This is a genomic window from Allosphingosinicella sp. (assembly GCF_036570505.1).
GTDB lineage: Bacteria > Pseudomonadota > Alphaproteobacteria > Sphingomonadales > Sphingomonadaceae > Allosphingosinicella.
In genome coordinates, this window is record NZ_DATCYB010000089.1 from 1 (window position 1) to 5,889 (window position 5,889).

Below are 5,889 nucleotides of genomic sequence, written 5' to 3' on the forward strand. Positions count from 1 at the left end.
GCCCCAGGGCGAGCGCGCCGGGAGCAATTTACACTTTTTTAACTCGCCGCGGGCGCTTTTGTCGCGGCGGCAAGCCGGGGTGCGAGCATCCGTGCCAGTTCGGCACAACCCCGCACATCCTCCGCGTCGAAGCGCGCCACCCGGGGACTATCGAGGTCAAGCACACCGATCAGTCGGCCGTCATGGACAAGTGGCACTACCAGCTCCGACGCCGAAGCGCTGTCGCAGGCGATATGGCCGGGGAAGGCGTTCACATCCTCGACGCATTGCGGTTCCAGCGTCGCGGCGGCGGTGCCGCATACGCCCTTGCCGAAGGAGATACGGATGCAGGCCGAACGCCCCTGGAACGGGCCAAGCACCAGTTCGCCATTTACGTTGCGATAAAAGCCCGCCCAGTTGAGATCGGGCAGCGCTTCCCACAGCAGCGCCGCCACATTCGCCATGTTCGCGATCGCGTCCGGTTCGCCCGCGGTCAGCGCGTCGGCGGCGTCGCGAAGTTGGCGGTAGAGCTCGGCCTTGTCGGCTTCGGCGATCTTGAAATCGAACATCTGCTTTCTCTTTCTCGTCACCCTGAACTCGTTTCAGGGTCCATGTTTGAGGCGGCCGTGCGGCTCCAAAAAATTGGATGCTGAACAAGTTCAGCATGACGGAGCTAGTCCATCCTCGGCTTGGCCCGCGCCGCCTTGACGGCACCGCGCTTGGTCTTGCTGTCCACCCGCTTCGCCTTTGCCGCGCGGCTGGCCCTGGTCTTTATGCGCTTGGGCTGCCGGATATGGGCCTTGGCGATCAGCTCCGCCAGCCTCGCCCTCGCATCCTCGCGATTCGCCTCCTGGGTGCGGTAGCTGCGGGCGGTGATGACGATCTCGCCGGCGCTGTTCATGCGGCTGCCGGCCAGCTCCTTCAGGCGACTATAGGCGTGGGGGGAGAGGCCGAGCTTGAAGACGTCGCAGCGAAGCTGGACGGCGGTGGCGACCTTGTTGACATTCTGCCCGCCGGGCCCGCTCGCGGCGATGAAGCTCTCGCTCAGCGCCTCTTCCGGGATCGTGAAGAGCTCAGAGGCGGACATCGCCGAACCCGGCACTGACGAAAGTCGGCGGCAGCGGCGCGGTCGCTTCTACCGGCGGCTTGCCCTCGCGCTCCACCCGAATGGACAAGGCGTGGAGCAGCATCGGGCCTTTGCCGGCGCCATAGACGGGATCGCCAGAAATCGAGATGCCGATCCCTTCGGCGGCGTGGACACGCAGTTGGTGGGTTCGCCCTGTTTCGGGCGTGAAGACGACGACCGCGCGACCCTCCCGCACCTCGGCCACGCGCCAGTGGGAGATGGAGGGCCGGCCTTGCGGGTCATGGACCATCCGCCAGCCTTCCTCCGCGCTCGACACCTTGCCGAGCGGCAGGTCGACCCTGCCCTCCACTGCCTCGGGCACGCCGTCCAGCACCGCCACATAGGACTTCGTCACCTTCTTCTCCTCGAACGCCCTTTGGAAGCGCTTGTGCGCCTTGGGGTTGCGAGCGAGGAGGAGGCAGCCCGACGTGTCGCGGTCGAGGCGGTGGACGGGGAGGGGCTCGCGGCGGAAGCCGAATCGGAAATGCTTCAGATAGTCTTCCAGGCTCTCGCGCGTCCGCGAACCCGGATGTACGGCGAGGCCCGCCGGCTTGTCGATCACGATCGCCTCGCCGTCGATGAAGAGGACATATTTGTCCCACATGGCCGCTTTGTCCTGCATGGCCCGCCCCTGCCATGGCTGTTGCAAGGGCGCAACGGAAGCCGGCCCGAAACCCCCCGCAGATGTCGTTTACGCCGAATTAACCTTTTAACTTCATTTATCGCGTGGTTAACCAAGGTTACCGGGTTCCATGGGCCATAGGGCCGGGAGCCGCGAGCGAGGGGGTAAACCTATGCGTGTGCTGCTGATTGAGGACGAGCCGACGACGGCCAAGAGCATCGAACTGATGCTGACGACCGAAGGCTTCAACGTCTACACCACCGATCTGGGCGAAGAGGGCTTGGACCTCGGCAAGCTCTACGATTACGACATCATCTGCCTCGATCTGAACCTGCCCGACATGCACGGCTACGACGTGCTGAAGAAGCTCCGCGTCGCCAAGGTCGGAACGCCGGTGTTGATTCTCTCCGGCGTCAGCGAGATGGATTCCAAGGTCCGCGCATTGGGCTTCGGCGCCGACGACTATGTCACCAAACCCTTCCACCGCGATGAGCTGGTCGCCCGCATCCACGCGGTCGTGCGCCGTTCCAAGGGCCATTCGCAGTCGGTGATCAAGACCGGCAAGCTCGCCGTGAACCTCGATGCCAAGACGGTTGAGGTCGACGGTGCCCGGGTGCATTTGACCGGCAAGGAATATGCGATGCTGGAGCTTCTCTCGCTCCGCAAGGGCACCACGCTCACGAAGGAAATGTTCCTCAACCATCTCTATGGCGGCATGGACGAGCCGGAGCTGAAGATCATCGACGTCTTCATTTGCAAGCTTCGCAAGAAGCTTTCCCTCGCCTGTAGCGGCGACAATTATATCGAGACCGTATGGGGCCGCGGCTATGTGCTGCGCGATCCCGAGGAAGTCGAGCAGGCTCAGGTCGCCTGACCATCGCCTGATCTCCAGTATGCTTTAGACCTTGCCGGGGTCGCAGCGATGCGGCCCCGGTCTCTTTTTGGAGCCTGACGCGCTTTCATGCATTGGTGGGCCGGTCGCAACGACGAGCGGGACGCGCAATGACCTATTGCCTCGGAATGCTGCTCGACGCCGGCATGGTGCTGATCGCAGACACGCGGACCAACGCCGGGGTCGACAATTTCTCCTGCTACAAGAAGCTGCACTGCCTGGCCGACAGTCCGGACAGGCAGGTTTTCGCGGCAAGCTCGGGCAGCCTTTCGGTGAGCCAGTCGGTCATCGCCTTGCTGGAGGAAGGGCTGCCGCCGGAGGACAAGGAGGACACGCCGCGAAGCCTCTACGCCGTCACCTCGATGTTCCGGGCCGCCCAGCTGGTCGGAGAGGCTGTCCAGATTATCAATCTCAAGGTCGGGGCGGCCCTGGAGGCGATTCACATCAGCAGCGCGGTATCGCTTCTGCTGGGCGGACGGATCGGCGAGGAACCGCCGCGGCTCTTCCTCATCTACGCCGCCGGCAATTTTATCGAGTGTCAGCCCGATTCGCCCTTTCTGCAGATCGGCGAGACCAAATATGGCCGGCCGATCCTGGATCGCAGCATCGACATGGACACGCCGCTCCCGGATGCTGTTAAAGTCGCCTTCCTGTCGTTCGATTCGGCGATGCGTTCCAATCTCGGCGTCGCACGGCCGCTCGACATGGTGGTGATGCCCCGCGACCGGTCGTTGCCGTTGCTCACCCGCCGGATCGAGCCGGACGATGAGTATTTCAACGAAATGTCGTTGAGCTGGGCGCACATGCTTCACCAGGCAACCAGGACCATTCCCGATCCGCCCTTCATGGAGGGCTATGGTGGCGATAACGAGGAGAGAGATCGCGGGGCGGCATGACGCCAACCGCGCTCGATCCGGGCTCCGGTATCCGCCGGGGAGCGGTCACCGGCCGAGCGCGAGTTCCTTCTGCTCCGGGTCGAAACGCCGCCAGCCGTCTGGGCCAAGCCGCTCCAGGGGACGGAATTTGGCTTTGTAGGCCATGCGCTTCGCATCCTCGACCCAATAGCCCAGATAGACATAGGGAAGCCCGGCGCGGGCCGCGCGGGTTATGTGGTCGAGGATGATGTAGGTGCCGAGCCCATGACGGCCGGGGTCGTCGGGCTCGAAGAAGCTATAGATCATCGACAGGCCATCGGCCTGCTGGTCGGTGAGGCAGGCGCCGACGAGCTTGCCCGGACGCCCGTTCGTCGAAGGCTCGCGATATTCGACGACATAGGTCTTGACCGGGCTCTGCTCGACCATGTCGGAAAAGTCGCTCTCGTCCATGTCGGCCATGCCGCCGCCGGGATGACGCTCGTGCAGATAGCGGCGGAGAAGCTCGTACTGCTCCTCGGTCGTCCAGGGCTTGCAGGCGGTGACCTCGAGATTGGCATGACGGCGCAGCATCTTGCGCTGGGTGGCGCTCGGCTGGAACTCGCCGGCGATGACGCGCACCGAGACGCAAGCCGAGCAATCGGCGCAGCTCGGCCGGTAGGCTACGCCCTGGCTGCGGCGGAAACCGATCCGGCCGAGCGCATCGTTGAGCTCGGCGGCGTGCTGCCCGCTCAATTCCGTGAAGACTTTACGCTCCGTCTTGCCGGGCAGGTAGGGGCAAGGCGACGGCGTCGTCACGAAAAAGCGTGGGAAGCGAAATGGGGCGCTCACCGATGCTCCATCACAAGAGGATCAGATGGTAACTGGAATCTTTATGCGCATTCCCGGTTCCATTGAAAAGGGCGGGACTCGGTGGAATCGAAGTTAATCGACGGGCCGTTCCATGCCGGGACGCCGACTTTAGTGAATCTCTACGGGATGCAGCGTGAACCCGGCTTCCCGCAACCCCGCGACCAGCCGGTCCAGATGCTCCGCGTCGCGCGCTTCGCATTCGATGTCGATGAAGGCGTCTTTCGCGGGAAGGGAAGTGAAGACGCGCTGGTGATAGATCTCGACGATGTTGATCTGATGCTGCTCGAACAGCTTCACCACCGAGAAGAGCGCGCCGGGCCGGTCTTGGAGCTGGATGCGCAGCCGCGCCATCCTTCCCGAGCGGGCGAGATCGCGCAGCAAGACGGTGGCGAGGAGGCGCGTGTCGATATTGCCGCCAGTGAGGATCAGGCCGACAGTGCGGCCCTTGAACCGTTCCTTGTGGGTCAGCAGCGCAGCCAGCCCCGCCGCCCCCGCGCCCTCTGCCACGGTCTTCTCGATCTGGAGAAGCAGGCTGACCGCCGTCTCGATATCGCGCTCCGGCACCAGCAGGATTTCGTCGACCAGCGATTTGACGATGCCGGCGGTAAGCGTGCCCGGCGCTTTGACGGCGATGCCCTCGGCGATCGTGTCGCCCGCGGTCGGCAGGTCGCAGCCGCTCACCTTGCAGTACATCGAGGGGTAGAGCTGTGCCTGAACGCCGACGAGCTCGACATCCGGCTTCAGCGCCTTGGCGGCAATGCCGACGCCGGAGATAAGGCCGCCGCCGCCGATCGGAACCACCAAGGTGTCGATCTCCGGCGCGTCTTCGAGCATCTCCAGCGCGACCGTGCCCTGGCCAGCGATGATTTGGGGATCGTCGAAGGGATGGACGAAGGTGAGCTTCTGTTCCTCCGCCAGCTTCAGCGCATGGGCATAGGCCTCGTCAAAGAGCTCCCCGTGCAAGACGATCGTCGCGCCATGCCCTTCCGTTTGCATCACCTTGATGGTGGGAGTGGGCTTGGGCATCACGATGGTGACGGGAACGCCGAGCCGCGCGCCGTGATACGCCACCGCCTGAGCATGATTGCCGGCCGAGGCCGCGATGACGCCCCGCGAGCGCTTCTCCTCGTCCATCAGAAGCAGTTTGTTGAGGGCGCCGCGCTCCTTGTAGGCGGCGGTGAACTGGAGATTTTCGAACTTTATATAGACGGTTGCGCCGGTCGATTCGGAGAGGGTGCGGCTCAGCATTGTCGGCGTTCGCACCACCGCCCCTTCGATCCGCGCCGCGGCGGCCTTGATGTCGTCCAGCGTGACGGGGTGGTCTTCGGTCTCTGCGCGCGCGGCCATGGCCCCGAGTAGACCATCTGGCGCGGCAGGCAAACACGCCTTATGCGTCGACATCCATGGCAAGGATCGCATTCATCGGATTGGGCGTGATGGGCGCGCCCATGGCCCGCCACCTCGCGGCCCAGGGTCACACGCTCACCGTCTATAACCGCAGCCCCGAAAAGGCGCGCGACTGGGTGAGCCGGCACGGCGGCACCGC

At 64.1% G+C, this 5,889-nt stretch carries 8 protein-coding genes; 3 read left to right on the forward strand and 5 right to left on the reverse strand.

Annotated features, from left to right (window positions below):
- Positions 1-38: 38 nt before the first annotated feature.
- From VIR62_RS11450 to VIR62_RS11460, 3 genes are all read right to left on the reverse strand, one after another.
- A complete protein-coding gene (locus tag VIR62_RS11450) occupies positions 39-548 on the reverse strand; it encodes a GAF domain-containing protein (protein ID WP_431871387.1) in 510 nt (169 codons plus the stop codon).
- Between the two features lie 104 nt (positions 549-652).
- On the reverse strand, positions 653-1,066 hold the full coding sequence (gene arfB, locus VIR62_RS11455; protein ID WP_431871389.1) for an alternative ribosome rescue aminoacyl-tRNA hydrolase ArfB: 414 nt from the start codon (positions 1,064-1,066) through the stop codon (positions 653-655).
- Positions 1,053-1,727 (reverse strand): RluA family pseudouridine synthase, encoded by a 675-nt coding sequence (locus VIR62_RS11460; protein ID WP_431871392.1) that lies wholly within the window; start codon positions 1,725-1,727, stop codon positions 1,053-1,055. Before VIR62_RS11460 ends, arfB begins: the two co-directional genes overlap by 14 nt.
- A gap of 172 nt (positions 1,728-1,899) precedes the next feature.
- Here VIR62_RS11460 and ctrA point away from each other — a divergent pair, with 172 nt between their 5' ends.
- Both ctrA and VIR62_RS11470 read left to right on the forward strand, forming a co-directional pair.
- Positions 1,900-2,601: a response regulator transcription factor CtrA gene (gene ctrA, locus VIR62_RS11465; protein WP_431871394.1), complete on the forward strand. Its 702-nt coding sequence runs from the start codon at positions 1,900-1,902 to the stop codon at positions 2,599-2,601.
- A gap of 128 nt (positions 2,602-2,729) precedes the next feature.
- A complete protein-coding gene (locus tag VIR62_RS11470; protein ID WP_431871396.1) occupies positions 2,730-3,515 on the forward strand; it encodes a peptidase in 786 nt (261 codons plus the stop codon).
- Between the two features lie 45 nt (positions 3,516-3,560).
- On the opposite strand, the gene VIR62_RS11475 is transcribed toward VIR62_RS11470, so the two are convergent.
- Both VIR62_RS11475 and VIR62_RS11480 read right to left on the reverse strand, forming a co-directional pair.
- On the reverse strand, positions 3,561-4,322 hold the full coding sequence (locus VIR62_RS11475; RefSeq protein ID WP_431871398.1) for an arginyltransferase: 762 nt from the start codon (positions 4,320-4,322) through the stop codon (positions 3,561-3,563).
- Positions 4,323-4,451: 129 nt separating this feature from the next.
- Positions 4,452-5,690 carry a threonine ammonia-lyase gene (locus VIR62_RS11480; protein ID WP_431871400.1) on the reverse strand — a complete coding sequence of 413 codons (1,239 nt, stop codon included), beginning with the start codon at positions 5,688-5,690 and terminating at the stop codon, positions 4,452-4,454.
- 17 nt (positions 5,691-5,707) lie between these two features.
- On the opposite strand from VIR62_RS11480, the gene VIR62_RS11485 reads away from it, so the two are divergent.
- Positions 5,708-5,889: NAD(P)-binding domain-containing protein (locus VIR62_RS11485; RefSeq protein ID WP_431871402.1), on the forward strand; the 182-nt coding region annotated here is incomplete at its 3' end.

Excerpts from the sequence above, each read along its gene's own strand:
- VIR62_RS11470 (WP_431871396.1), top strand. The coding sequence starts at position 2,730 with ATGACCTATTGCCTCGGAATGCTGCTCGACGCCGGCATGGTGCTGATC.
- VIR62_RS11480 (WP_431871400.1), bottom strand. The coding sequence starts at position 5,690 with ATGGCCGCGCGCGCAGAGACCGAAGACCACCCCGTCACGCTGGACGAC.
- ctrA (WP_431871394.1), top strand. The coding sequence starts at position 1,900 with ATGCGTGTGCTGCTGATTGAGGACGAGCCGACGACGGCCAAGAGCATC.
- VIR62_RS11460 (WP_431871392.1), bottom strand. The coding sequence starts at position 1,727 with ATGCAGGACAAAGCGGCCATGTGGGACAAATATGTCCTCTTCATCGAC.
- VIR62_RS11450 (WP_431871387.1), bottom strand. The coding sequence starts at position 548 with ATGTTCGATTTCAAGATCGCCGAAGCCGACAAGGCCGAGCTCTACCGC.
- arfB (WP_431871389.1), bottom strand. The coding sequence starts at position 1,066 with ATGTCCGCCTCTGAGCTCTTCACGATCCCGGAAGAGGCGCTGAGCGAG.